The sequence below is a fragment of the Thioalkalivibrio thiocyanodenitrificans ARhD 1 genome, from assembly GCF_000378965.1.
GTDB classification, from domain to species: Bacteria; Pseudomonadota; Gammaproteobacteria; order Ectothiorhodospirales; family Ectothiorhodospiraceae; genus Thioalkalivibrio_A; species Thioalkalivibrio_A thiocyanodenitrificans.
Genome location: NZ_KB900536.1, coordinates 2736534 through 2761562, shown reverse-complemented (window position 1 = coordinate 2761562; position 25029 = coordinate 2736534). Strand labels below are relative to the sequence as shown.

23 protein-coding genes are annotated in these 25029 nt (G+C 62.2%); 14 read left to right on the top strand and 9 right to left on the bottom strand.

What is annotated here, in order from left to right:
• Window positions 1-274 precede the first annotated feature (274 nt).
• The 6 genes from sat to THITHI_RS0113040 all read left to right on the top strand — a co-directional run bounded on the left by sat (window position 275) and on the right by THITHI_RS0113040 (window position 5865).
• The gene (gene sat / locus THITHI_RS0113065; protein WP_018233556.1) at window positions 275-1483 is read left to right on the top strand and encodes a sulfate adenylyltransferase; all 1209 of its coding nucleotides are present in this window, start codon (window positions 275-277) and stop codon (window positions 1481-1483) included.
• Between the two features lie 175 nt (window positions 1484-1658).
• A complete protein-coding gene (locus THITHI_RS0113060; RefSeq protein ID WP_018233555.1) occupies window positions 1659-2450 on the top strand; it encodes a hypothetical protein in 792 nt (263 codons plus the stop codon).
• 39 nt (window positions 2451-2489) lie between these two features.
• Entirely contained in the window at window positions 2490-2972 is a 483-nt protein-coding gene (gene aprB, locus THITHI_RS0113055) for an adenylyl-sulfate reductase subunit beta (protein WP_033336949.1), read from the top strand.
• Window positions 2972-4840, top strand: coding sequence for an adenylyl-sulfate reductase subunit alpha (aprA, locus tag THITHI_RS0113050; RefSeq protein ID WP_018233553.1), 1869 nt, complete (start codon window positions 2972-2974; stop codon window positions 4838-4840). Before aprB ends, aprA begins: the two co-directional genes overlap by 1 nt.
• 158 nt (window positions 4841-4998) lie before the next feature.
• Window positions 4999-5349, top strand: coding sequence for a hypothetical protein (locus THITHI_RS0113045; protein ID WP_018233552.1), 351 nt, complete (start codon window positions 4999-5001; stop codon window positions 5347-5349).
• Between the two features lie 6 nt (window positions 5350-5355).
• Window positions 5356-5865 carry an FKBP-type peptidyl-prolyl cis-trans isomerase gene (locus tag THITHI_RS0113040; protein WP_018233551.1) on the top strand — a complete coding sequence of 170 codons (510 nt, stop codon included), beginning with the start codon at window positions 5356-5358 and terminating at the stop codon, window positions 5863-5865.
• 87 nt (window positions 5866-5952) lie between these two features.
• On the opposite strand, the gene THITHI_RS0113035 is transcribed toward THITHI_RS0113040, so the two are convergent.
• The 6 genes from THITHI_RS0113035 to THITHI_RS0113010 all read right to left on the bottom strand — a co-directional run bounded on the left by THITHI_RS0113035 (window position 5953) and on the right by THITHI_RS0113010 (window position 10627).
• Window positions 5953-6591 (bottom strand): hypothetical protein, encoded by a 639-nt coding sequence (locus THITHI_RS0113035; RefSeq protein WP_018233550.1) that lies wholly within the window; start codon window positions 6589-6591, stop codon window positions 5953-5955.
• A 23-nt stretch (window positions 6592-6614) separates the two neighbouring features.
• Window positions 6615-6926 carry a hypothetical protein gene (locus tag THITHI_RS0113030; protein WP_018233549.1) on the bottom strand — a complete coding sequence of 104 codons (312 nt, stop codon included), beginning with the start codon at window positions 6924-6926 and terminating at the stop codon, window positions 6615-6617.
• Window positions 6904-7503: a GNAT family N-acetyltransferase gene (locus tag THITHI_RS21210; protein ID WP_408643276.1), complete on the bottom strand. Its 600-nt coding sequence runs from the start codon at window positions 7501-7503 to the stop codon at window positions 6904-6906. The genes THITHI_RS0113030 and THITHI_RS21210 overlap by 23 nt, the downstream gene beginning before the upstream one ends.
• Window positions 7504-7989: 486 nt before the next feature.
• Window positions 7990-8340 carry a YciI family protein gene (locus THITHI_RS0113020; RefSeq protein ID WP_018233547.1) on the bottom strand — a complete coding sequence of 117 codons (351 nt, stop codon included), beginning with the start codon at window positions 8338-8340 and terminating at the stop codon, window positions 7990-7992.
• A 1104-nt stretch (window positions 8341-9444) separates the two neighbouring features.
• Window positions 9445-10047: a CBS domain-containing protein gene (locus THITHI_RS0113015; RefSeq protein ID WP_018233546.1), complete on the bottom strand. Its 603-nt coding sequence runs from the start codon at window positions 10045-10047 to the stop codon at window positions 9445-9447.
• 64 nt (window positions 10048-10111) lie between these two features.
• The gene (locus THITHI_RS0113010) at window positions 10112-10627 is read right to left on the bottom strand and encodes a metallophosphoesterase family protein (RefSeq protein ID WP_018233545.1); all 516 of its coding nucleotides are present in this window, start codon (window positions 10625-10627) and stop codon (window positions 10112-10114) included.
• Window positions 10628-10802: 175 nt separating this feature from the next.
• Here THITHI_RS0113010 and THITHI_RS0113005 point away from each other — a divergent pair, with 175 nt between their 5' ends.
• From THITHI_RS0113005 to THITHI_RS0112990, 4 genes are all read left to right on the top strand, one after another.
• On the top strand, window positions 10803-13712 hold the full coding sequence (locus tag THITHI_RS0113005; protein ID WP_033336948.1) for a molybdopterin oxidoreductase family protein: 2910 nt from the start codon (window positions 10803-10805) through the stop codon (window positions 13710-13712).
• Window positions 13709-14440, top strand: coding sequence for a 4Fe-4S dicluster domain-containing protein (locus THITHI_RS0113000; RefSeq protein WP_018233543.1), 732 nt, complete (start codon window positions 13709-13711; stop codon window positions 14438-14440). The genes THITHI_RS0113005 and THITHI_RS0113000 overlap by 4 nt, the downstream gene beginning before the upstream one ends.
• A 23-nt stretch (window positions 14441-14463) precedes the next feature.
• A complete protein-coding gene (locus THITHI_RS0112995) occupies window positions 14464-15447 on the top strand; it encodes a dimethyl sulfoxide reductase anchor subunit family protein (RefSeq protein WP_018233542.1) in 984 nt (327 codons plus the stop codon).
• A 346-nt stretch (window positions 15448-15793) separates the two neighbouring features.
• Window positions 15794-16969 carry an integrase core domain-containing protein gene (locus THITHI_RS0112990; RefSeq protein WP_026186332.1) on the top strand — a complete coding sequence of 392 codons (1176 nt, stop codon included), beginning with the start codon at window positions 15794-15796 and terminating at the stop codon, window positions 16967-16969.
• Between the two features lie 761 nt (window positions 16970-17730).
• Here THITHI_RS0112990 and THITHI_RS0112985 read toward each other — a convergent pair.
• Window positions 17731-18897 carry a hypothetical protein gene (locus THITHI_RS0112985; RefSeq protein ID WP_018233540.1) on the bottom strand — a complete coding sequence of 389 codons (1167 nt, stop codon included), beginning with the start codon at window positions 18895-18897 and terminating at the stop codon, window positions 17731-17733.
• A 79-nt stretch (window positions 18898-18976) separates the two neighbouring features.
• Between THITHI_RS0112985 and THITHI_RS20615 the strand changes: the two genes are divergently transcribed.
• Window positions 18977-19150: a hypothetical protein gene (locus THITHI_RS20615; RefSeq protein ID WP_156820545.1), complete on the top strand. Its 174-nt coding sequence runs from the start codon at window positions 18977-18979 to the stop codon at window positions 19148-19150.
• A 24-nt stretch (window positions 19151-19174) separates the two neighbouring features.
• Window positions 19175-20158, top strand: coding sequence for a GTP 3',8-cyclase MoaA (gene moaA, locus THITHI_RS0112975; RefSeq protein ID WP_018233538.1), 984 nt, complete (start codon window positions 19175-19177; stop codon window positions 20156-20158).
• A gap of 261 nt (window positions 20159-20419) precedes the next feature.
• Here the strand turns inward: moaA and THITHI_RS0112970 are convergent, their stop codons facing one another.
• A complete protein-coding gene (locus THITHI_RS0112970; protein ID WP_018233537.1) occupies window positions 20420-21022 on the bottom strand; it encodes a DedA family protein in 603 nt (200 codons plus the stop codon).
• Between the two features lie 52 nt (window positions 21023-21074).
• Window positions 21075-22433: an NAD-dependent succinate-semialdehyde dehydrogenase gene (locus THITHI_RS0112965; protein ID WP_033337237.1), complete on the bottom strand. Its 1359-nt coding sequence runs from the start codon at window positions 22431-22433 to the stop codon at window positions 21075-21077.
• A gap of 162 nt (window positions 22434-22595) precedes the next feature.
• Between THITHI_RS0112965 and THITHI_RS0112960 the strand changes: the two genes are divergently transcribed.
• Window positions 22596-23567 carry a complex I NDUFA9 subunit family protein gene (locus THITHI_RS0112960; protein ID WP_018233535.1) on the top strand — a complete coding sequence of 324 codons (972 nt, stop codon included), beginning with the start codon at window positions 22596-22598 and terminating at the stop codon, window positions 23565-23567.
• 158 nt (window positions 23568-23725) lie between these two features.
• Window positions 23726-24970: a multifunctional CCA addition/repair protein gene (locus tag THITHI_RS0112955; protein WP_018233534.1), complete on the top strand. Its 1245-nt coding sequence runs from the start codon at window positions 23726-23728 to the stop codon at window positions 24968-24970.
• The last annotated feature ends 59 nt before the right edge of the window (window positions 24971-25029 follow it).

Here is a 25029-nt window from a genome sequence, read left to right as displayed (position 1 = left end):
AGTCCGTGCGCGCGCAGACCCGATGCCGCCGTATTCGACTCAGACCTCTCGGGCAAGTCAGAACAGAGACTACAGATCAAGCACTTGCGTGCGGGGTCTCGATACGCACCCCCCCCATTGGGGATATGCGCTGATCAGTGCAGCTTATTCGGAGATCGAAAATTACGATTCCTAGCCCGCCCCGGGGAGTGCTAGTGTCGTGGATCTCCGACCGGAACCCTATATAATTCCCGGTCTTTATATTGCATTCCCGAAGCTTAAAGAGGACAGACGAATGGCACTGGTGAACCCTCACGGTGGCGGCCCGCTGAAACCCCTGTTGCTGGAAGGCGCAGCACTGGAGACGGAGCGAAACCGCGCCCAGTCATTGCCCAAGGTAACCGTGAGTTCACGGGAGAAGGGCGACATCATCATGCTGGGCCTGGGCGGATTCACCCCGCTCGAGGGCTTCATGAGCCACGCGGACTGGCAGGGCGTTTGCGACGGCATGAAGACCACCAGCGGCCTGTTCTGGCCCATCCCCATCACACTCTCCACCGACGAGGTAGTCGCCGACGGCATCAAGACGGGCAGTGACATCGCGCTGGTGGACCCGGACAACGGCGAGATCCTCGCCACCATGACGGTCACCGAGAAATACCAGATCGACAAGGCCCATGAATGTGCCACGGTGTTCAAGACCACCGACATGGAGCACCCGGGCGTCAAGATGGTGATGGAGCAGGGTGACATGAACCTGGCCGGCCCCATCAAGGTGCTCTCCCAGAGCGATTTCCCGGAAAAGTACGGCGACATGTTCATGTCGCCCAAGCAGACCCGCGCGCTTTTCGAATCCATGGGCTGGAGCAAGGTGGCGGCATTCCAGACGCGCAATCCCATGCACCGCTCCCACGAGTATCTCGCCAAGGTCGCCATCGAAACCTGCGATGGCGTACTGATCCACTCGCTGCTCGGCAACCTCAAGCCCGGCGACATCCCCGCCGACGTGCGCGCCAAGGCCATCAATACCCTGGTGGAGAAATACTTCGTCAAGAACACCATCGTCCAGGCAGGCTATCCGCTGGACATGCGCTACGCGGGGCCCCGTGAGGCCCTGCTGCATGCGCTGTTCCGTCAGAACTACGGCTGCTCCCACCAGATCGTGGGCCGAGACCATGCGGGCGTGGGCGACTACTACGGGCCCTTCGACGCCCATCACATCTTCGACGAGATCCCCAAGGGCGCCCTGGAGACCCAGGCGCTCAAGATCGACTGGACCTTCTGGTGCTACAAGTGCGGTGGCATGGCCTCCAACCGGACCTGCCCGCACGAACCCGAGGACCGGCTCCTGCTGTCGGGGACCAAGTTGCGCAAGGCACTCTCCGAGGGCACGGACGTGCCGGCGGAATTCTCCAGGGCGGAAGTGCTGGAGATCCTGCGCGACTACTACAACAACCTCACCGAGAAGGTCGAGGTGAAGCTTTCCGGGCATTCCGCCCGCTGACGGACGCTAGCCGCCAGGTTTCGCATGAAGCGAATTCGATGTAACCCCAATGATGTCAAAGGGTTGCGCGAGGTTCGCCTCCTTTAATTAAAAACTCGGGACAGGATTAGGAGAGTAGACGATGATTGGTACCAACCCGTTTAGCGAGCTGTCTGGATTCATACCGCCGATCGCCATGCAGATTTACGTCGTGGTGATGATTCTGCTGGTGATTGGCGGCACGATCCTCGACATGGCTCACAAGAAAAGCGCCAAGTATTTTTTCGAGAACGCAAAGAAAGCGGAGAAGAACGCAAGACGTAGCGTCAGCAGTGGCCAGAAGTTCGGGCTTGCTGTCCAGACGATCGCCGGTGAAGTGCTGACTTCATCCGAGTTTGCCCACAAGGGCGAGGAACAGCGTCGCATCTCCCACCTTTTCACCATGTACGGATTCATCATCTTCGTGGTATCCACAGCGGTCCTGATCTTTGGGTATGCTGCCGAGGCTTCAGCCGGCATCTGGCCGTTGTTGTGGCACCTCGGCGCGCTGAGCCTGGCCTTCGGTGGCTACTGGTTCTGGTTCTTTATCCGCGTGGATGTCTCCGCCGAGGGTAATCCCTGGTACCGCGTCGTGCGCGCCGATCTGTTTATCGTGTCCCTGCTGGCTATGGCGACGTTTGGGCTGCTGTGGTCTATCGCCCAGGGCACCGCCATCGGCTGGCTGTTCTTCGCCCTGTTTGTCGCCGCCAGCACCACGTTGTTCAGCACGGTGCTGTGGTCCAAGTTTGCCCATATGTTCTTCAAGCCTGCCGCCGCTTACCAGAAGAAGGTCGTCATGGCGGATGGCTCTCAGGAGAACCTGCCCGATCTGGGTGAGCTCACCGATCCCACCCTGCAGGCACGGTATCCCGACATCCCCGAATACATGGGCACCAACCCGCCCAGCATGGGGTCTGGCATCACCCGTGAACCGCCACGCCACTACTAAGTGGTTGCCGTTGACCAACATTTATAAGAGAGGACCGACATGCCAACTTTCGTATATATGACGCGTTGTGACGGGTGTGGAGCCTGTGTTGATATCTGTCCTTCGGACATCATGCACATCGACCCGATCGTGCGCCGTGCCTACAACATCGAACCCAACATGTGCTGGGAGTGTTACTCCTGCGTCAAGGCCTGCCCTCACCACGCGATTGACGTGCGTGGCTATGCGGATTTTGCGCCGCTGGGTCACTCGGTACGGGTTATCCGTGACGAGCAAAAGGGTGTTATTGCCTGGCGTATCAAGTCGCGTAATGGCGAAACGGACCTGAATCTGCTCGCCCCCATCACGACCAAGCCCTGGGGCGAGTACATTCCCAAACTGGCCGACGCGCCTGCACCCAGCAAGGAAATGCGGGACAGCGAATTACTCTTCAACGAGCCGAAATACATTCGTCTGGATGAGGGTGGCCTGCATACGCTGGAATCCAATGGCTTGAGAATGAAAGCAGGGGTGTACTACTAATGGCTTACAAAACAGTCGTAGAAGACAACATTGATATCCTGGTCTGTGGTGCCGGCCTGGGCGGTACAGGTGCCGCGTGGGAGGCTCGTTACTGGGGTCAGGACAAGAAGATCGTGATCGCCGAAAAGGCCAACATCGACCGTTCCGGCGCCGTGGCACAGGGCCTCTACGCGATCAACTGCTACATGGGGACCCGCTTCGGTGAGAACAACCCCGAGGATCACGTCCGTTACGCCCGTATCGACCTGATGGGCATGGTGCGCGAGGACCTGCTGTTCGATATGGCGCGCCACGTGGACTCGGCTGTTCACCAGTTCGAGGAGTGGGGCCTGCCGATTATGCGCAACCCCAAGACCGGCGCCTACCAGCGTGAGGGCCGTTGGCAGATCATGATTCACGGCGAATCCTACAAGCCGATCGTGGCCGAGGCTGCCAAGAAGTCTGCTGACAAGGTCTACAACCGCGTCTGTGTCACCCACCTGCTGATGGATGACGCCAAGGAGAACCGTGTCGCAGGCGCTGTCGGCTTCAATGTCCGCACCGGTGATTACCACGTGTTCAAGTCCAAGACCGTCGTCGTCGCCGCGGGTGGTGCCTCCAACATCTTCAAGCCGCGCTCGGTGGGTGAAGGTGCCGGTCGTGTATGGTATGCACCGTGGTCATCGGGCTCCGCCTATGGCCTGTTGATCGAGGCCGGCGCGAAGATGACCCAAATGGAGAATCGCATCGTTCTGGCCCGCTTCAAGGACGGTTACGGTCCGGTGGGCGCCTACTTCCTGCACCTCAAGACCTACACCCAGAACGCCTATGGCGAAGAGTACGAGTCCAACTGGTTCCCGGAACTCCAGAAAATGGTCGGCAAGGAGTATCTGGACCCCGAGGTTTCGCACGCAACCCATCGCCCCATCCCGACCTGTCTGCGCAACCACGCGCTCATCAATGAGGTGAACGCCGGTCGCGGTCCGATCCACATGGTGACCATGGAGGCCTTCCAGGATCCGCATCTCGAGGAGATCGGCTGGCACAACTTCCTGGGCATGACCGTTGGTCAGGCCGTCCTGTGGGCTGCGACCGACGTCAACCCGAAGTACGAGAACCCGGAACTGACCACCTCCGAGCCGTACGTCATGGGCTCACATGCCACCGGCTGTGGTGCCTGGTGCTCCGGCCCCGAGGACATCTCTCCTCCCGAGTACTTCTGGGGCTACAACCGCATGACCACGGTTGAGGGTCTGTTCGGTGCCGGCGATGCCGTCGGCGGTACGCCGCATGCCTTCTCCTCCGGTTCCTTCACCGAAGGGCGACTGGCTGCCAAGGCTGCCTGCAAGTACATCGACGATGGCAAGGCCGAGGGGATTCGTGTTTCCCAGGAGCAGATCGACCGCCGCAAGGCCGAGATCTACAAGCCGATGGAACACTACACGATCTACCGCAATGAGATCGTTGCGGGTAGCGTCAACCCCAACTACATCAATCCGCGCCAGGGCCTGGATCGCCTGCAGAAGCTGATGGATGAGTACTGCGGCGGCGTTACGGTCAACTACGTGACCAACGACAAGCTGCTCAGCATCGGCCTGAAGAAGATGAAGATCCTGGAGGAGGATCTGGAGAAGGTCGCAGCGGAGAATGTCCATGAGCTGCTGCGCGCATGGGAGCTGAAGCACCGTCATCGTGCCGCCGAGTCGGTCTTCCATCACACCCTCTTCCGCAAGGAAACCCGCTGGCCCGGGTATTACTACCGTGGTGACGCCCTGAAGCTGGACGATGAGAACTGGCATGTACTGACCGTTTCCCGTCGTGATCCGAAGACCGGCGAATACACCATGGAAAAGGCGCCGTGCTACCACCTTGTGGGCGACGACGAGTAAGACCCTTCGCATCAGGGAGGCGTTGGTTACGCCTCCCTGTGCGACCTGAAAAGACCAACGACATGTTGGTCTTTTTTTTGCAAAGCGATATCGTATTGACCTGTCAACCGAAAGTGAGCAACCTGTGACCAACAAGCGGAATTTTCAGAGAGCATTCCATGAACATCATTGAGAAGACGGACGAGGAGCTGCTGGAGATCGTCCTCCCCATGTGGGATGAATTGATCAAGTATTCCAACAAGGGAAACTACGGGAAGTTCATTCGCAACTTCTCCTATGATCTTCTGCTGGGTCTGAATGAAGTAGAGCTTGGAAAACAGTTCGCGAAGAGCGAACTCACCCGGAATCTCTCAAAGGACTACGACTTTCTTGGCTTCATCCGTCGCGGAGAGCATGTCACCTGCCTGTTCAGGGTACGCAGCACGCAAAGGGCGGGAGAGTGGCTGGGGCGTATGGTCGTCGGTTACGAAAGAGGCGAAGTCAAGATCTTCGCGGCATCGGTTTTCTAGAAGAACATGAGCGAAACAATACAGGACAACAAGCTTGTCGAACTGACCTACGAGGTCGTCGATAAAAAATCCGGACAGGTTCTGGCAAACGTCCAGTTCCCCCTGAGTTACGTGCACGGCACGGACCCGGTTCTGGCAAAGCAGGTGACCGACGATCTGGAAGGTCGCTCACAAGGCGACGTGATCGAGGTCCCTATCGACGGCAATGCGATTTACGGATCCCGGGACGAAAGCCTGGTGTTCACCGACAGCATCGAGAATGTGCCGGAAGAGTACCGCGAAGTCGGCAAGATCATTCTGATGGAAGGCGAGAAGGGTGACCGAAAGGAGTTCATCGTGACGCGCATGGATGACAAAACCCTGACCGTCGATGGTAACAACCCGCTCTGCGGCAGAGATCTGATCTTCAGGCTTGAGATACTGACCGTAAGGGATGCCACCCCGGAGGAGATCGAGGCGGGGACCAAAGTCGTAGATGGTCCGGATATTGATCCGGATCGAATTGTCCCGATCTGACACAAGGCAGCCGCTCTCCCCGGATGGCCCCGCCTGGACCATAAAGAAAGTACTTGCAGGGGGCGAATCAGATCGCCGGAAGGCTCATCAATAGGGGGCCCCGGCCGGCCCGTCTGACAGCAGGACGCCAATATACGGTGCGTAGGTCAAGACGGCGCCCTGCCTGGAACCCAGATCGTTGAAGGCGTTTACCACCTGCAACTGAAGGTCTGCATTCTTTGGATCGGTTTTCAGCGCTTCCATCGCTGTCACAAATGGCCGGATATCATCCGGATCCAGATAGGTCACCAGCATCTGAATCGCCTCGTCGATCCTCGCAATATCGAGGTCGTTCCTGACCTTCGCCGGCTTATCCTGAAACGTATCATCCAGATCCGGCGGCTCCTCGTATACGATCGTCTCAAGCCCTGTGGAGCGCATGACGGGCTTGAGTCCGGCAAAGGCCTGATATTCGTCCATGGCTCTTTGTTTCAGGGCATTGACGAAGGCATTGAACGCTTCGGTATCGGGCCTTCCCAGGTGGAGTGTGAGCAGAGCTTCACCATTGACGCGGCTCGTGAAACTCAGGCATGACCGGGTGATTACGGGTTCCGGATTCAATATTGTCAGCATCACTGTCAGCTCCACTACATCCCTGAACGGCGCTTTGCAGCGAATCCTGACGTAATCGTCAATGATTTCGAATTCCTGATAACCCTTGAATAGGCGCTTTTGTGTGAGCTTCATGATCTGTGCCGGCTGTCAGGGGACTAATTATCGAAAATCTCACTCATGAGGTCGGCGACATACTCATGCGAATAGGATTTTTCTTCACCATGAATGAGCTGATCGTCCTCGGTTAAAAAAGTCAGGTAAGGTCTGACTTCAATCCCATCAGATTCAATCCTGGCGGTATCGTCGATCGTACTGGCAACGCTGAACGCGATATTTCCGGTTACCTCCCGCAAGTTCTCGCCCTGGTATCCTGCCTCGACAAGCTTGAGCCTTATTTGCTCAATAATCTCGCGGATAAAGATCTGCTGGAGCTGATCGAATTGATCAGGATCGGCTTTCAGTTGCACTTGGGTTATCCTGCGGTTTTCGTGAATTTGAATGTGCCTTCAAACGGTCCAGCCACTTAAACATTCTGCCGATGCCCTGCCTGGGTCTTGGCCTGTTGATGCAGTACAAAGCGCATCTCTCCCTGCGTTCTGACATCCAGTCCTGCTTGTAGGCATCGTTTCCGGTCAGAAAGTCTATCTCCGTGACTTTGTCATTGTCGATGACATGCTTCATCAGATGCTTGGTGAGAATCGAACCGGGGGAGTAGCGCCTCCAGGTCTCGTCATAGGCCAGCTTGAAAATGCTTGCCTTGCCGTGCGCCACAAACCAGAGTTGTGCGGCAACAGGCAGTTTATCAACATAGAGGATGGCGAGTCTCAACCAGCCTTGTCTGGACAAGCCATAAGCCAGACCTTCGACAAGGCCACCATACAGCTCCCTGGCCTTCCAACTCCTATGGTAGACGGCATTGTAGTCTGCCATAGCCTGCCGCAGACCACTACGAGTATAGAGACGAATCGTATAGCCATGTTCACGGGCGAGTTTTCGCTCTTTACGTGCAATGCTGTTGCGCACTCTGGCGGGGCGTGCGGCCATATAGTCATGAAATGATTGCCCCCGAGTGCGATGAATCCAGTTGTAGAAACGAAACGTACGATGACAGGAAATGCCAACAGCCTCCATGGCCTGCTGAAAAGCCTGCAGGTTTCTGTCATCGGTGGCGATCGGATCCAGGCGTAACAAGGAGAAGGGCATCTGGCTTAATCCCCTGGCCAGGCACTGGACGACGTCCGACTGCCTGTGCTCGACAAGCAGCAGCGAGTAAAGCGAGGAGTACAGATTGGTGAGCGCGTACCAGTGCCGGCTGCCGCGCATCTCGAGGGGAAGCAGCGCCAGGACGTTACCATCCTCAACCACACATGCCAGCAGAATACTTTGACGATCGGCAGGTGCGTGGCTGAGCAGGTTTTCAAACCAGGTGCGCGAAAAAAAGGCGCTGTCTTCGGCCGCCCGTGCAAACAGGGGTCCGGCACTCTCTGGCAACTGATTCCATCCGGCGTAACAGACAAACTTCATGCGGCATCAGTTTACCGTTTCACTGCCGCCATTCCGGGGACCGCCCGGCATCTCGATCATCTCGGATACCTCCAGCGTGCCGTTTATTTCAAGGAACGGACAGGCTTGTGCTGCAGCAATGGCTTCCTGCATGGAATCCATGCTCATGATGCTCAGTCCTGACATCGCCGAGACGGTTCCGCGGGTAGCCGAGCCATCAGGCTGCACTGCATGCGTGTCCTTGAAAGGCACGGCCGGGCTCACGACCGCCTGGCCCAGCGACATCAGCCACTGCTCGTATTTTCTCAGATGCCTTTGCGCCTCCTCCGGATCGGAGGGATACTCACCCCCGAGATAGACAAATATATATTGCGGCATACGATGGAATCTTCATGTAAAAGTGGGAACGTTGCGCTGATCTTAACCCGGTTGTTGCACGAATTCACGCGATGAACGACGCACAGGGAGTGGGTCGCGAGGACAGACGGCCCGCCCCGATCAGGGGGTGACCTGCCACGAGCGCGTTGCTCCGGCCTTAAGCGGTCCGGCCTCCACACGCGAATGGCGAAGGCCCCAGGCAGCCGCGGCCGGAACTCGCCGGTCCCGCAGCAGGCGGTAGCCGCGCGAATGCGAGGCCTTCGACACCCCACCCCCCCCGTTGAACCGAAAGGCACGACAGCGGGGCCGGTTGAAGCTGGCAGGCCCGCTGCCGCAGAAGCTCGGGCGGGATTCTTTTGCCTTATCCAGACATAAAAATATCTAAGACGCCCAGGGAGTTGCTGGCCGCTTAACGGTTTCTGGTATAATTTCCGTTGCGTCAACTGACTGTTTTCATCGTGATGGTTTTCAGCTGCGAACAAATCGCCGCGGCCATCCCGACCTTGAAGCCAAAGGTGACTTATGAGCGGACAACCCAAGACCAGACCAAAGGTGCCTGAAGGCAAGGCCCGTTTCGTTACGACCCGTCAGAGAGAGCCCAATGAAAAGGGCTTCGTAGGATACGACACGATCTGGGAATCCTTTCATAAAGTGGCGGAGTACACCACTCCGAAGCGCCCCTGAGTCTTACCGATGTTTCGCCTTATGGGGGGGCTCCCCCCCATAAGGTCCTGCACGACTCCAACGCGGGTAGCTCATAAACCGCCACTCCCGGCCCACCCCCGCTGATCATCAGCGCATTGTGGCGTCGATTGCACGGCCAGTGGCTCGTGCAGGCCGCTTGTTGAGCGCAGTTGATGCCGGAACACGGACCGGGATCGGGGCGCCCTGGAAAACCGACATCCTGAGCGACCCGCCCGAGAACCACCCTGTATAATCCACGTCGTCATACGGTCGAGTCGCGGCCGGTGTTCGGTTGATCCGCGCTGGGCGCGCGCCTTTCAGAGCAGCGATCCGGGCTTCAGAACGACCGCCCGGTCGGCCGGCCCGAAGGCAGGTTCGTGACAATCGCGTGGTGATCTTCGTGGTTCCCGGCAACCGCCGTCAGTATTCCTTGGCAAGAGCAGCCTGGATCTCAGCGAAGGTCTTGGCGACCTCGAAGGTCTGAACCGGCAGGCCCAACTGGCGGCCGATCTGGGTCGCGGAGAAGATCCCGCAGATGCGGATCTGAGCGGTGATCGGATCGGTGTCGGCCACCAGGGCATGCTGGCGACCCTGATCCTTCAGCGTGGCGACGATGTCACGGACTTCGGCACGCATCACGTCCCGGATCTCGATCAGGTCAATGGCGTCACGCGGGGTCATGACATCGCGCACCTGCAGGTCCTCGAAGCGCCCGCCCTGTTCGTGAACAAGCCGGACGGGACGCTCGCCCTGGGTGTCGCGCGCCGTGATCAGGCCCACCACCAGGTTATCCCTGTCCACCACCAGCAGCAGCCGTACGCCCCGGGCAATCATGGTCTGGGTCGCCTCGGCGATCGTGGCATCCGGACGGATCGTGCCCGCGCTCACCTGGCGCAGGCTGGTCATGACCCTGATGGCCGGGGATGCGGCCGATACGCGTTCGTAGGTGCCCGGCTCAACGTATCCAAGACCCGCCGGGGCCTTGAACGGTGGCAGGGGCTTGCGGGAGGTTTCGGCTGTCATTCTGAATACGGTCCTCTGTGACGGTCAGTGTTCGTTCGGCCATCCTGGCCGGCTGCAACCCCGCTCACTCAGGCGTGGTGCGCAACTCGAATTTCATGGTCTCCAGGTCACCGAGTATCCACGTTGCCTCGGGGGCGCCCAGACCTGCAACGGTGCCCGGATTGACCAGCCAGGTATGGCTGTCTCGCACGGTCACCTGCTGTCGGATCTCGGGTTCGTGGCTGTGACCACAGCACACCAGGTCGAAGTCTCCGGTACAGGCCATCGCGTGGCCGTAATGGGGGTAGTGGGTCACGAAGATCCTGCGCCCCGCCACGGTGAAGTCGGCGTCCAGTCCATGATAGGTGAACATGCCCTTGGAGTTGTGGGCGATGCGTGCAATCGCGACCGGATCGCCCAGATTGTTGCCATGCACCGCGTGAATGGGCACACCCAGGGCAAGCGATGCCCTGATCGTATTCCCGCCGATCAGATCGCCGCAGTGGATGACCAGGGCAGCACCGTCGGCGACCGCCGCCTCAACGGCTCTGGCCAGCATCGGACCACGATCGTGACTGTCGGAGACGATACAGATCTTCATAGGAAGTATTCGCTATTTTTCACCCTTATTGGCCTCATTACGTCCGATTTCAGGGGTTTTCCACGCCACCTAATGGCGGGATAAAAACTTCCGACTTGCCAATACGCCTGTAGATTGACGAAAATCAATAAACAAGAATATCCGAATTCTCTAAAGTCGATAGGTTAACCACCATATGCAACCCAGACAACCCCGCCCCACGTCGGATCCGACGCTTTCCGAGGCAAAACAGCCGGCGCAGGAAATCAAGAAGACCACCTGCTACATGTGCGCCTGCCGCTGCGGGATCCGCGTGCACCTGCGCGACGGGGAAATCCGCTACATCGACGGCAACCCGGATCACCCCATCAACAAGGGGGTTATCTGCGCCAAGGGCTCCTCGGGGATCATGAAGCAGTACTCGCCGGCGCGCCTTACGCAGCCCTTGCGCCGCAAGGAAGGTGCCGAGCGCGGCGATGCGCAGTTCGAACCCATCTCGTGGGAAGAGGCATTCTCCACTCTGGCGGAACGCCTTGGCAAGATCCGCAAGACCGATCCGAAGAAGTTCGCGCTGTTCACCGGCCGTGACCAGATGCAGGCGCTGACCGGCCTGTTCGCCAAGCAGTTCGGCACACCCAACTACGCCGCCCACGGCGGTTTCTGCTCCGTGAACATGGCCGCGGGCATGATCTACACCATCGGCGGCTCCTTCTGGGAGTTCGGCGGCCCGGACCTGGAGCGCTCCAGGCTCTTCATCATGCTGGGCACCGCCGAGGACCACCATTCCAACCCGCTCAAGGTGGCTCTCTCGAAATTCAAGCGCCAGGGCGGGCGCTTCATCTCCATCAACCCGGTGCGCACCGGCTACTCCGCCGTGGCCGACGAGTGGGTGCCCATCCGCCCCGGCACCGACGGTGCACTGCTGCTGGCCATCATCAACGAGATCATCGCCCAGGGGCTGTACGACCGGGACTTCCTGGTGCGCTACACCAACGCCGGCCAGCTCATCAACACGGACGAGGCCAGCGACGAGTTCGGCATGTTCCTGCGCACCGAGGTGCCGGAGGAGGAAGGCTGCTACGAACCCCAGAACAAGCTGTGGTGGGACCGCAGGACCAACCGGGCCGTGGTCACCCACACGCCGGACACAGATCCCTACCTGCTCGGTGAATTCAAGCTCGAGGACGGCACCCCCACCAAGCCCTCGTTCCAGCTGCTGCAGGATCGCGTCAAGGGCTACACGCCCGAGTGGGCCGCCGGCATCACCGGCATTCCCGCCGAGACCATCCGCCGCCTGGCCCACGAAATGGGCGTGACCGCCCGCGACCAGAAGATCGAGCTGCCCATCGCCTGGACGGACTCCTGGGGCGTGGAGCACGAATCGGTCACCGGCAACCCGGTGTCGTTCCACGCCATGCGCGGGCTGGCCGCCCACTCCAACGGATTCCAGACCATCCGCGCCCTGTCAATCCTCATGTCGCTGCTGGGCACCATCGACCGCCCCGGCGGCTTCCGCCACAAGGCGCCCTTCCCGCGCCCGATCCCGCCCTGTGCGCGCACGCCCAACGATCCGCGTGCCGTGCGGCCCAACACGCCGCTGGACGGCATGCCACTGGGCTGGCCGTCGGATCCGGACGACCTGTTCGTGGACGACCAGGGCAAGCCGGTGCGCATCGACAAGGGATTCTCCTGGGAGTATCCGCTGTCCGTGCACGGACTGATGCACAACGTGATCACCAACGCCTGGCGCGGTGATCCCTACCCCATCGACACGCTCCTGATCTTCATGGCCAACATGGCCTGGAACTCGACCATGAACACGGTCGAGGTGCGCAAGATGCTCAACGACAAGGATGAGAACGGCGAGTACAGGATCCCGTTCATCGTGGTGGCCGATGCCTTCCAGTCGGAGATGACCGCGTTTGCGGACCTGATCCTGCCGGACACCACGTATCTCGAGCGCCACGACGTGATGTCCATGCTCGACCGCCCCATCTCGGAATTCGATGGTCCCGTGGATTCGGTGCGCATCCCGGTGGTGCCGCCCAAGGGCGAGTGCAAACCCTTCCAGGAGGTGCTTATCGAGCTGGGTTCGCGTCTCGGCCTGCCCGCCTTCGTGACACCCGAGGGCAAGCGCAAGTACCGCGACTATCCGGATTTCGTTGTCAACCACGAGTCCGAGCCGGGTTCCGGCATCGGCTTTCTGGCCGGATGGCGAGGCAAGGGCGGCGAGAAATCCATGCGCGGGGAACCCAACCCGAACCAGTGGGAGATGTACGCCAAGAACAACTGCGTGTTCCACTACGAACTGCCCAAGAGCTACCAGTACATGCGCAACTGGAACAAGGGCTACCTGGAGTGGTCGCTCAGAAACCGCATCACCCGCTATGCCGAACCCATCCTGATCCACCTCTACTCCGAGGTGCTGATGCGCTTCCGTGCCGCCGCCCAGGGCAAGGGCCTGTCGCGCAAACCGCCCGAGCACCTGAGAAAGCGCGTGGAGACCTACTTCGATCCGCTGCCCTTCTACTACGAGCCGCTGGAGGCACAGGTCACCAGCAAGCAGAGCTACCCGCTGGCGGCCATCACCCAGCGGCCCATGGCCATGTACCACTCCTGGGACTCCCAGAATGCGTGGCTGCGCCAGATCCACGCCCACAACGTGCTGTTCGTCAACACGAAGACCGCGGTGGCCGCGGGCATCAAGGACGAGGACTGGGTCTGGGTGGAGAGTCAGTGGGGCAAGGTGCGCTGCATCGCCAAGCACTCCGAGGCGGTGGAACCGGGCACCGTGTGGACCTGGAACGCCATCGGAAAGGCCGCCGGCGCGTGGGGGCTGAGCCCGCGGGCCAACGAGTCGCGCAAAGGCTTTCTGCTCAATCACGTGCTCACCGAGGAACTGCCGGACGACCACGGCACCATCTCGAACTCGGATCCCGTCACCGGCCAGGCCGGCTGGTATGACGTACGGGTACGCATCTACAAAGCCGACGAAGGCGAACCCGCGCAGACCTCGCCCCAGTTCAAACCCATGCAGCCCTACCCCGGCCAGCCACTGGCCCGGCGGGTGGTGCGCTTTTTCGCAAACAAGGGACTCAAGAAATGACCCAGCTCGCCCTGGTGATCGATCTCAACGTGTGCGTGGGATGCCAGGCCTGCGTGACCAGTTGCAAGGAGTGGAACACCTCCGGCGGCGCCGGCCCCCTGGCGGACAGGAACGCCTACGACGAAGACCCCACCGGCACCTTCTTCAACCGGGTGCAGACCTACGAGGTGGGCGAATTCCCCAATACCGAGACGGTCCACTTCCCCAAGTCCTGCCTGCACTGCGAGGAGCCGCCCTGCGTTCCCGTGTGCCCCACCGGTGCCTCCTACAAGCGCCCCGAGAACGGCATCGTGCTGGTGGACTACGACAAGTGCATCGGCTGCAAGTACTGTTCCTGGGCCTGCCCCTACGGCGTGCGCGAGATCGACGAGGAACGCAAGGAGATGACCAAGTGCACCCTGTGCGTCGACCGCATCCACAACCCGCAGATGGATGAGGCCGACCGTCAGCCCGCCTGCGTGAAGGCCTGCCCCACCAATGCGCGGCTCTACGGCGACATCCACGACCCGGATTCCGTGGTCTCCCAGGCCATCCGCGAGGCAGGCGGTTACCAGCTCATGCCCGAGTGGGGCACGAAACCGGCCAATCACTACCTGCCCCGGCGCAAGACCCGCATCACCATCCGCGAGGAGGAACTGGAGCGCAGCGACAACCCGCTCAAGATCGACTCCAAGCTGCCACGCCCGGGCCGCGACGAGCCCTCCCTCGACGACGTCACCAGCTGGTAACGGAAACTACGGACGAACGCATCATGCATCCCGCATTCTCAGTCATCTTCCTGACCACCCTGATCGGCGCCGGACAGGGCCTGTTCATCGCACTGTCCATCGTCGAGTTCTATGCCGCCCTGCGGCTGCTGCCCGAACACGCCTCGCCGTACTACGCGGTGGGCGCGGGCATGTCCCTGGCACTGCTGGCGCTGGGCCTGCTCGCCTCGTTCTTCCACCTGGGGCACCCGGAGCGGGCCTGGCGCGCGGCGGCCATGTGGCGCACCTCATGGCTTTCGCGCGAGGTGATCGTGCTGCCGGTGATGATGGGCATCGTGTTCCTGTACGGCGCCGTGCACCTGATCGGCATCAACCCGGTCCTGTTCACCCTGCCCGGCAACGTGGCCGTGCCGGTTACCCTGCTGCTGGCCGCGATCGGCGCGCTGGCGGCAGTCATCCTGTACGTGACCACCGCCATGATCTACGCCTGCCTGCGCTTCCTGCAGGAATGGCACTCGCCGCTCACCGTCGCCAACTACACCCTTCTGGGCCTGGCATCGGGCTTCACCCTGGCCGCCGCCCATGCGGCCTACATGGCCGTGGAACTGGTGCACTTTCTGGCCGCGGGGGCGGTGATCTTCACGCTGCTGGGCCTGATCAGCCGTACGGCTTCGCTGATCCGCAACGCCCGCCTCAAGGCCAAATCGACGCTCCAGACCGCCACCGGCATCAAGCACCCCAACATCGTGCAGAAATCCCAGGGCTTCATGGGCGGCTCGTTCAACACGCGCGAGTTCTTCCACGGCATGTCGGAGATGTTCGTCCGATCGGTGAAATGGATCTTCCTGATCGGGGTATTCCTGATCCCCACCGTACTGCTGGTGACCGCGCTGCTCATGCGCGGCGATGTCTCCGCCCTGCTGGCCACGGCCTTCGTGGTCCAGTACCTGGGGCTGGTGGCGGAGCGGTGGTTCTTCTTTGCCCAGGCGCGGCATCCGCAGAATCTTTATTATCAGTCGGTTGCTTGAGGGCCGTTGATGGCGGGTCGGGCTGACGCCCGAACTGCGGGGCGGCATAGGATCGTGGCGTATATGAAGAGGGCCTTCGGGCCCTTTTCTCTTAGCTGGGATCTGGGCGTTTGTCTTGCAGTGGGCGTTTCAAGGAGAACGCGTTCGATTCGCGGGAAGCTGAAATTAAGGTCAAAGGCGTTTCGATCCGCCTTGCAGGCGGATCGAGTTACTTTTCTTGCTTGTCCAAGAAAAGTAACCAAAAGAAGGACACCTGTACGGGTTATAGGCATCGGTAACACATCAGTCCAAGGACATAGGTAACAGATTACCTATGCTCAGGCCACCGACGTACAGGAGGTGGCCCATGCCCTGGAGAGATCTGAGACCGATGGATGAAAAGATCTTGTTTATTGGCGAGCACCTGCGTGGTTTGTACAGCCACAGCGAGCTGTGTGAGCGCTATGGCATCAGCCGCAAGACCGGCTACAAGTGGATTTGCCGCTACCAGGCCCAGCAGCTCGAGGGGCTCCAAGAGCGCAGCCGCCGCCCCTTGCACAGCCCTGAGGCCATCCCGTACACGCTACGCAAGGCCATCATCGAGCTACGCCAGCAGGGACGTGATGCACCCGGGGCGAAGAAGATCCAGGCCCAGCTCAGTGCGCGCTTCCCCGCTGAGCGGGTGCCGTCCAAGAGCACCATCTACAACATCCTCAGGGCCGCGGGCCTGACCGAGCCCCGACGCCGACGCCGGCGGGTCAGCCCCTATCCCCAGCCGTTCGGCCCGGTCCATAAGCCCAACGAGCTCTGGAGTGCCGACTACAAGGGCCAGTTTCGCCTGGGCAACGCTCAGTGGTGTTATCCACTGACCGTGATGGATCACCACAGTCGCTATCTGCTGGGCTGTCGGGGTGAGCAGGCCACCGATACCGCCTCGGCGCAGCGCTACTTGCGCCGCCTGTTCCGCGAGCATGGCCTGCCCAGGCGTATCCGCAGCGACAACGGTGCGCCCTTTGCCAGCACCGCTGCGGCAGGGCTGAGCCGTCTGTCGATCTGGTGGATCCGTCTGGGCATCGTCCCCGAGCGCATCGAGGCGGGCAAGCCGCAGCAAAATGGGCGTCACGAACGCATGCACCGCACCCTTAAGCAGGCCACCGCCCGCCCGGCCAGTGCCAACCGCAGGGCGCAGCAGCGCCTCTTTGATCAGTTTCGGGATCATTACAACCACCACCGCCCCCATGAGGCCCTGGGCCAGGAGGTACCCGCGCGCCACTACTGCGATTCACCCCGGCCCTATCCTGAGCGCCTGCCGCAGTTGTTGTACCCGGGCCATGTCCAGGTCAAGGTGGTGAGCCACAGCGGTGTTGTCTATGCCCATGGTGGGCAGATCTACCTCTCGCACCTGCTCGCGGGAGAAAGGGTGGGTCTGGAGGAGATCGATGATGGGGTCTGGGAGATCCACTTCGGTCCCCTGCGCCTGGGGGCAGTGGATCTACGTGAAAAACAAGGCGGCAAGACCCCTTACTGGACGCTGAGACTGTAACCCATGTCCTTGGACTGATGTGTTACCCATGTCCTTGACTCGTACAACCCCGATGCCGCACCCGCTGTAGCGGGTGCCCTGCGTTGCTCGGCTTCGAGGGGGTCGGCAGACAGGCCGTCCATGGCCTGACTGCCGACGCGCCGCGTCCCTGCGGCGCCCCTTCGGGCTTGATCCCTCGAAGCCTGCGCTACTCGGTGCGGCATAGGGTGGAAAGGTCAAACCCGCTTCGATGATCTCCTGTAGGAGCCCGGTCCTTCGGGCGATCCCGTCGGGGCCGGCCGATCGCCCGGAGGACCGGGCTCCTACAAGGCGGAGATAGAGCGGATCAGCGTAGCGCATCGGGTATGCCCATGGCAGACGCGTCTCCCACATCCACTCTTGGTCACCCAAAGCCAAGGGGTTGCTGTCTTTGACCTGCTCCGTATGGCTCGCCGAGCACGGGGGTGTTGCGGGGTCAAAGCCCGAAGGGGCGCCGCAGGGACGCGGCGCGTCGATCGTCAGGCCAGGGACGGCCTGTCGATCGACCTCCCCGCAACACCCCCGCGCGCAGGGAACCCCGACAGGGGCGAGACATCCGGGTGTCTTTTCTTTGGTTACTTTCTTTGGACAAGCAAAGAAAGTAACTCGAGCCCCGTGCAACGGGGATCGAAAGCCTTTGAAGTTGTCTTTATCCTTTGCCTCAAGCTGAAACTTGACCCAAAGTCTGCCGCCCGGATTGCAACCCCATTGATCCAAAAAGGCCATGGGCCGCAACCCACGCCCTACTCCGCCCCCCAGTAATCCGTCGCCACCCCGTCCCCCAGATCCGCCTCGATGAGCCGCCGGCGTACCTCCAGCAGCCGCTCGATGAGCCGCGGTTCGAAGCGCTCATAGGCCTCGGCATCGGGCACGCGTTTCACCACGACACCCAGCAATTCCGTGATGGCGTTGCCGATGGAATTCTGGCTGATGGTGACGATCAGCTTGCCGTCGTCGTTGCGGTAGATGATCTGCTTGAACGCCGGCTGCCAGCGGATGGCGTGGGCATACCGCGCATCCGTGATGCAGCGATCGCGCACCTTCTTTGCGGTGCGCAGGAAATCGTTGTTGAACAGCAGCACCTCCTCCACCTGATCGGGGAAGTGCACGCCCTCCGGCATGGGTGCGCCGCGGGTGGACACCTGGGTGAAGAAGGTGCGGTAGAAATCCAGGAAGCCTTTCAGGATCTCGTCGTACTCCTTCCAGAAACGCACTTCTTTGAGGGCATCCGCGCCGCCCCGGATCTCCCAGCTGGGCAGACCCTGGGGATAGCCGGTGAGATCGATCCGGGCATCTTCGTCGGCGGCGGGCGCGAGCACCTTCAGATCCAGGGCGCGGGTGAAGAATTCCCGGTAGACCTCGCGCATGTAGGCCTGAAAGAGACTGTGCTGCCCGCCATCGGTCAGGTTCGGGTTCTTGGGATCGGCCAGGGGCGCGCCCCTGAGGTCCTCCATGGGGAAGACGATGAAGTGGTTGTGCAGCATGCGGATGCTGGGCACGCCGGGGGAGGTCAACGGCCACGTGGCATCCAGGCTCGCCTCGCCGGCCAGCACCAGTGCCTCGCCGGGGTCCGGGTACTGCTCGAGCATGTAATCTATGATGATGCCGTTCATCCTGTTCCACGCGTGACGGACCGGCTCCGGCACCTGGGTGCGGCGCACCGGGCGCGCCAGTGGGTCCAGGATGCACTTGGAGGTGTTGTAGATGATGGACGTGTCGAACTCGTTGCTGTGACCGAGCGCCTTTCGGTAAAGCAGCAGATTTTCCGGGTTCGCCAGCAGGCCGTTGTTGTGGGCCAGGTCGGCCAGATTCTCGGTGCTGTTGAAGAACTCGTTGGGCTTCATCCCCTCCGGGACCTCCAGCGGGATGGGACGGAAGGGGGTGACAATTTCTCGCGGGCCGGACGCCATTTGCATTGCTCCATGACCGTGTACCTGCCCGGCAGCGGGTTCGGAACCTTCCCGCCCCGGCGCCGGAATTCGACTTCAGATGACCCAAGCGATTGATATTACAGGAAGTTATCGCGTGCCGGGCCGGAAAAGCAACGGCCTTTATATCATGGATTTCCGGGTCCTGTTTGGCGTATCCTGCGTCTATGACCGCCACGGCCGCCCATGGGCCACGGCCCCGGTGAACCGGGGCGCCATGATCGGCACGCTATAATAAGCAGCCTGGAGTGGCACTGACATGGCGCAACTGACAGATCGTTTCGGCAGGCAGATCGAATACGTACGCCTTTCGGTCACGGACCAGTGTGATCTGCGCTGCTTCTATTGCATGCCCCGGGGGTTCAGGGATTTCGAGGAACCCGGGCACTGGCTGACCTTCGACGAGATCACCCGGGTCATGGGCGCCTTCGGCCGGCTCGGCGTGCAGCGCGTGCGCCTGACCGGGGGCGAACCGCTGGTACGCAAGAACCTTCCCGACCTCGTCTCACGGCTTGCCGCCCTCCCCGGCATCAACGACATCTCCCTGTCCACCAACGCCACGCGCATGCGCAAGCACGCGCGGGCGCTCAGGGACGCGGGCGTATCCCGCATCAACGTAAGCCTCGACTCCCTCAAGCCGGAGGTCTTCAAGCAGGTCACCGGGGGCAAGCTGGAAAAGGTCCTGGACGGGCTTATGGCAGCAAGGGACACGGGCCTTTCCCCCATCAAGATCAACATGGTGGCCATGAAGGGCGTCAACGACGGCGAGTTCGAGGACATGGTGGAATTCTGCCTGGAGCACGGGTTCACGCTGCGCTTCATCGAGACCATGCCCATGGGCGACACGGGCCGCCATGCCAGCCGGGATCACTACCTGGACCTGCAGACCGTCAGGGCCCGACTGGAAGAACGCTTCGACCTGGTGCCCGGCGTGATGCCCGGCGGCGGCCCGGCCCGCTACATGCAGGTGGTGGGCACGGACCTCAGGATCGGTTTCATCACCCCCATTTCCCAGCACTTCTGCGAGACCTGTAACCGGGTGCGCCTGTCCGTGGACGGCACCATCTACACCTGCCTGGGTCAGGAGCACAACCTTGAGCTTCGCCCCCTGCTGCGTGCCGGCTGCAGCGACACGGAACTGTTCGACGCCATCCGGCGTGCCGTGGACCTGAAGCCTGAACGCCACGAGTTCCGCGACCGCCCCGAGAAGCTCCTGCGCTTCATGTCGATGACGGGCGGGTAGGAAGGAAGGATTTAGAGACAAGATTCAAGATTCAAGATTCAAAAGGCGAGTCCGGTCAAGGGACTTGCTGATCCGTTCCGTGACGCGTCCCGAATGAGCGAATCCCGGCTCACCCGTGGGCCAGGCACCCGCCGCCCCCCGTAGGAGCCCGGTCCTCCGGGCGATCCTCCCCAAACCAAGCCCCTTTCGCCCGGAGGACCGGGCTCCTACGATCAATCCGGGCTACACAATGCGCAGGCATTCTGCTTCGCGACCTACGGGCTAGCGCTGCTCGTAGACGAATTCCTTCAAGCGGTACAGGGTGAACCCCGCCACCGCCAGCACCACCAGCGAGACGGCGGTCGTGCCGTAGAATCCGAGCCATTTCTCCAGCACGCGCCACTGCACACCGAGCAGGTAACCGCCAACGGAGAGCGCCGCGCACCACAGGGTCGTACCCGCCAGGGTGAACAGCAGGAACCGCGGAAACGGCATGGGAAGCAGGCCCGCCGGCAGGGAAACGAGGCTTCGCACCGTGGGCACGAAGCGGCCGACCAGTACCAGCCATTCACCATGCCGCTCAAAGACGCCGAGGACCACGTCCAGGTCCGATTCACGCAGCAGCAGGAACCGTCCCCGGCGCTGAAAGAAACGCCGCACGCGTTGCTCGCCCACGCGGCGGGCGATCAGATAAAGAATGGTCGAGCCCAGGGTGCCGCCCAGGCTGCCGGCGATGATCACGCCCAACAGGTGCAGGTTGCCCTGATGCGCCAGAAAGCCGGCAAAGGGCATGAGAAACTCGGGAGCCACCGCCAGCATGGATACCCCGAGGCCCAGGTAGCTCATCCGCTCCACCGTATCACCGGCGAATCCGGCGACGCTCATGATGGCCTCCCGCCGTCATCCGGCGGTACCGGGCGTTCGGACACGCGAAACACTAGCGGATCCAGATCGTCTTGGCGTTGACGAATTCGCGGATACCCAGCAGGGAGAGCTCACGGCCGTAGCCGGAATCCTTGATGCCGCCGAACGGCAGCCGGGGATCGCTCTTCACCAGGCCGTTGACGAAGGCGCAGCCGCAGGCGAGACGGCGGGCCAGGGCCTCCCCGCGGGCAGTATCCCGGGTCCAGACGCTGCCACCCAGTCCGAAGCGGGTGTCGTTGGCGATCCGCACTGCGTCGTCCTCGTCCCGGGCGCGGATGACGGCCGCCACGGGACCGAACATCTCCTCCTCGTACGCCGGCATGCCCGGGGCGACCCGATCGAGAATGGATGCCCGGTACCACATCCCCTTGCCGGGCACGGGTTCGCAGCCTTCCAGCGGCACGGCACCGGCGGCGATGGAGTCACGCACCTGCGCATGCAACGCGTCGCGCAGGTCCTCGCGGGCCATGGGGGCGAGGGTGGTGGCGTCGCTGGAGGGGTCTCCGGGCCGGAGGGCACGCACCGCTTCCCGGAAACGGCCCAGAAAGGCCTCGGCCACCGGCTCCACCACGATGAATCGCTTGGCGGCGATGCAACTCTGGCCCGCGTTCATGAAGCGCGAGGCCACCGCCTGTTCCACGGTGAGATCCAGGTCCGCGTCCTCCAGCACGACGAAGGGGTCCGAGCCGCCCAACTCCAGGACGGTCTTCTTGAGCATCTCGCCGGCCACCGCCGCCACGGCTCGGCCCGCCGGTTCGCTCCCGGTCAGGGTGACCGCGTGAACCCGCCGGTCGCGGATCACGTCAGCCACGCGGGGGGCGCCGATCATGAGGGTCTGGAACACGCCTGCGGGAAATCCTGCGTCGTGAAACACCTCCTCGATGGCCAGCGCGCAGCGGGGCACGTTGGATGCGTGCTTGAGCAGGGCCGTATTGCCCGCCATGAGCGCCGGGGCGGCGAAACGAAACACCTGCCAGAAGGGGAAATTCCAGGGCATCACCGCCAGCACGGTGCCCAGCGGCTGCCATGCCACCAGCGACCGCGCCGCGTCGGATTCCATCACCTCGTCGGCCAGAAAGCGCGGGGCTTCTTCCGCGTAGTAATCGCAGACCCTGGCGCACTTGTCGATCTCCGCGTACGCCTCCGCGGCCAGTTTGCCCATCTCCTGGGTAATGATCTGCGAGAAATGCGCCTGACGCTGGCGCAGCACCTCGCCCGCCCGGCGCAGCAACGTGCCGCGGTCCGCAATATCCATGCGCGCCCATTCCGGGGCGGCGCGCCCGGCAAGGTCCAGAGCCTTGCTGACACGCGGCGCATCCCAGGTGTCAAAACGGCCCAGTACGGAGCCGTTGGCCGGATTCACGGAATCCATGGTCACGACCTGCCCTCCTTCAGAATTCATCGGTTCTAGTGTACCCCGTCCCCTGGATTCTGGCATTCGGCGCGCCGGGGAATGCCTACAGAATGTCATGGAACCCGGTGGCGGGGTACACTGGACCTCTCCATGCCAACCCTCACCGGAGAACCGGGAGACATGAAGATCGACACCATTTGCGTGCTGGGGGGCACGGGCTTCGTGGGCAGTCACCTCGTGGCACGGCTGATCGCCGATGGCCGGCGCATCAAGGTCATTACCCGTCACCTCCAGCGCCACCGTGATCTACTGGTGCTGCCCGGCGTGCAGCTTGTCGAGGGGGATGTGCACGACCCCGCCACGCTGAAGCGGCATTTCCGCGGCTGCGAGGCCGTCATCAACCTGGTGGGCATCCTCAACGAGCGGGGCCACAACGGCAGCGGCTTCCGGCGCGCCCATGTGGATCTGGCCCGGCACGTGGTGGAGGCCTGCCGCGCCACCGGGGTCGCACGCCTGCTGCACATGAGCGCACTGAACGCGGATTCCGGCACCGGCACGAGTCTGTACCTGCGCACCAAGGGTGAGGCGGAGAACATGGTGCGCACCCACGCGCCGGACACCCGTGTGACGGTGTTCCGCCCCTCCGTGATCTTCGGCCCGGGTGACGGCTTCCTCAACCGCTTTGCCGGCCTGCTGCGAATCTCGCCGGTGCTGCCGCTGGCCTGCCCCGGGGCCCGTTTCGCCCCGGTCTATGTGGGCGACGTGGTGGATCGGTTCGTGGACAGTCTGGAGGACCGCGCCACCTTCGGCCAGCGCTACGACCTGTGCGGCCCGCGGGTGTACACGCTCATGGAACTGGTGCGCTACACCGCCCGCACCATCGGCGTGCGGCGTATCATTATCGGCCTGCCCGACTGGGCATCGGCGCTCCAGGCCACCATCTTCGAGTACTTGCCGGGCAAGCCCTTCTCCCTGGACAACTACCGTTCCCTGCAGCGCGACAGCGTCTGCCCCGGCGGCGGCACCTGCCCCACCGCGCTCGAGACCATCGCCCCGCAGTACCTGGGCCGACGGGGCCGGGAGGCCCGCATTCAGCGCCTGCGCACCCTTGCGGGGCGGACTGAACCGGATGGACAGGGCTTTTCAGGATAGAAACGCAGGGAGGAAACCGACGGGATTCACGGGAATGCAACGCGCCCTTGCCCCGGGTCCTGTCCGATGTCGTTTGTCTTCATCCTGTCCATCGGATCATTTCCCCCATGGGGCCGGGACTTTTTGAACCCGGATACGCGCCGCCATACACTGCATTCATGGAAACCTACCTGGTCGGCGGTGCCGTACGTGACGAGCTCCTGGGGCTGCCCGTGAACGAGCGGGATCACGTGGTGGTGGGCGCCACGCCGGAGCAGATGCTGGAACAGGGATACCGCCAGGTGGGACGCGACTTCCCGGTATTTCTTCACCCGGAAACCCACGAGGAGCATGCCCTGGCACGCACGGAGCGCAAATCCGCGCCCGGATACCACGGCTTCATCGTGCATGCCTCGCCCGAGGTCACCCTGGAGCAGGACCTGCTGCGCCGGGATCTCACCATCAACGCCATGGCACGCGCGGCCGACGGCGCGCTCATCGACCCCTTCAACGGCCGGGCGGACCTGGACGCCCGCGTGCTGCGCCACGTCTCCCCGGCCTTCGCCGAGGACCCGGTGCGCGTACTGCGCGTGGCCCGCTTCGCTGCCCGGTTCGCCCCGCTGGGTTTCCGGGTGGCGGACGAGACCCTGGCGCTCATGACGGACATGGTGCGGGCGGGCGAGGTGGATGCCCTGGTGCCGGAACGCGTCTGGCAGGAGACCGGACGCGCGCTTGGTGAGGCGGTCCCGGCACGTTTCTTCGAGGTGCTGCGGGAATGCGGTGCCCTGGCCGTGCTGTTTCCGGAGATCGAGCGCCTGTTCGGGGTGCCGCAGCCGGCCAGGTATCACCCGGAGATCGACACCGGTGTGCACACCCTGATGGTGCTGGCCCAGAGCGCGCAGTTGAGCGACGACCCGACGGTACGTTTCGCCGCACTGACCCATGACCTGGGCAAGGGCACCACGCCCGAGGAGATCCTGCCCAGCCACCGGGGCCACGAGGCGCGCAGCGTGGATCTGGTGCACGCACTGTGCGACCGCTACCGCATACCCAATGCCTACCGGGATCTGGCCGTGATCGTGGCGCGCTGGCACGGCCATGCCCACAGGGCTTTCGAGCTTCGCCCCGCCACCGTGCTCCAGACCCTGGAAGGGCTTGACGCATTCCGGCGCCCGGAGCGCCTTGAGCCTTTTCTGCTGGCCTGCGAGGCCGACTACCGCGGGCGTACCGGGTTCGAGGACCTGCACTACGCCCAGGCCGACTACCTGCGCGCGGCGTTCGCGCGCTGCCAGGCGCTCTCCGCCCGGGACCTCGCGGCGGAAGGACTCGAGGGCAAGGCCATCGGAGAGGCCCTGCATGCCCGGCGGGTGCAGGCGCTCAGTGAATTGAAGGCCGAATGGGCGGATCACGAGCCCGCGCACTGAGTTTGCCCGCCGCAGGAGCACTCAAAGGCAGAGGCGTAGGGGTGAGTAGGATGGGCAAA

What these genes read in the sequence shown, in the direction of transcription:
- sat (WP_018233556.1), top strand. Translation starts at nt 275, where the DNA reads ATGGCACTGGTGAACCCTCACGGTGGCGGCCCGCTGAAACCCCTGTTG.
- THITHI_RS0113060 (WP_018233555.1), top strand. Translation starts at nt 1,659, where the DNA reads ATGCAGATTTACGTCGTGGTGATGATTCTGCTGGTGATTGGCGGCACG.
- aprB (WP_033336949.1), top strand. Translation starts at nt 2,490, where the DNA reads ATGCCAACTTTCGTATATATGACGCGTTGTGACGGGTGTGGAGCCTGT.
- aprA (WP_018233553.1), top strand. Translation starts at nt 2,972, where the DNA reads ATGGCTTACAAAACAGTCGTAGAAGACAACATTGATATCCTGGTCTGT.
- THITHI_RS0113045 (WP_018233552.1), top strand. Translation starts at nt 4,999, where the DNA reads ATGAACATCATTGAGAAGACGGACGAGGAGCTGCTGGAGATCGTCCTC.
- THITHI_RS0113040 (WP_018233551.1), top strand. Translation starts at nt 5,356, where the DNA reads ATGAGCGAAACAATACAGGACAACAAGCTTGTCGAACTGACCTACGAG.
- THITHI_RS0113035 (WP_018233550.1), bottom strand. Translation starts at nt 6,591, where the DNA reads ATGAAGCTCACACAAAAGCGCCTATTCAAGGGTTATCAGGAATTCGAA.
- THITHI_RS21210 (WP_408643276.1), bottom strand. Translation starts at nt 7,503, where the DNA reads ATGGCCGCACGCCCCGCCAGAGTGCGCAACAGCATTGCACGTAAAGAG.
- THITHI_RS0113020 (WP_018233547.1), bottom strand. Translation starts at nt 8,340, where the DNA reads ATGCCGCAATATATATTTGTCTATCTCGGGGGTGAGTATCCCTCCGAT.
- THITHI_RS0113015 (WP_018233546.1), bottom strand. Translation starts at nt 10,047, where the DNA reads ATGACAGCCGAAACCTCCCGCAAGCCCCTGCCACCGTTCAAGGCCCCG.
- THITHI_RS0113010 (WP_018233545.1), bottom strand. Translation starts at nt 10,627, where the DNA reads ATGAAGATCTGTATCGTCTCCGACAGTCACGATCGTGGTCCGATGCTG.
- THITHI_RS0113005 (WP_033336948.1), top strand. Translation starts at nt 10,803, where the DNA reads ATGCAACCCAGACAACCCCGCCCCACGTCGGATCCGACGCTTTCCGAG.
- THITHI_RS0113000 (WP_018233543.1), top strand. Translation starts at nt 13,709, where the DNA reads ATGACCCAGCTCGCCCTGGTGATCGATCTCAACGTGTGCGTGGGATGC.
- THITHI_RS0112995 (WP_018233542.1), top strand. Translation starts at nt 14,464, where the DNA reads ATGCATCCCGCATTCTCAGTCATCTTCCTGACCACCCTGATCGGCGCC.
- THITHI_RS0112990 (WP_026186332.1), top strand. Translation starts at nt 15,794, where the DNA reads ATGCCCTGGAGAGATCTGAGACCGATGGATGAAAAGATCTTGTTTATT.
- THITHI_RS0112985 (WP_018233540.1), bottom strand. Translation starts at nt 18,897, where the DNA reads ATGGCGTCCGGCCCGCGAGAAATTGTCACCCCCTTCCGTCCCATCCCG.
- THITHI_RS20615 (WP_156820545.1), top strand. Translation starts at nt 18,977, where the DNA reads ATGACCCAAGCGATTGATATTACAGGAAGTTATCGCGTGCCGGGCCGG.
- moaA (WP_018233538.1), top strand. Translation starts at nt 19,175, where the DNA reads ATGGCGCAACTGACAGATCGTTTCGGCAGGCAGATCGAATACGTACGC.
- THITHI_RS0112970 (WP_018233537.1), bottom strand. Translation starts at nt 21,022, where the DNA reads ATGAGCGTCGCCGGATTCGCCGGTGATACGGTGGAGCGGATGAGCTAC.
- THITHI_RS0112965 (WP_033337237.1), bottom strand. Translation starts at nt 22,433, where the DNA reads ATGGATTCCGTGAATCCGGCCAACGGCTCCGTACTGGGCCGTTTTGAC.
- THITHI_RS0112960 (WP_018233535.1), top strand. Translation starts at nt 22,596, where the DNA reads ATGAAGATCGACACCATTTGCGTGCTGGGGGGCACGGGCTTCGTGGGC.
- THITHI_RS0112955 (WP_018233534.1), top strand. Translation starts at nt 23,726, where the DNA reads ATGGAAACCTACCTGGTCGGCGGTGCCGTACGTGACGAGCTCCTGGGG.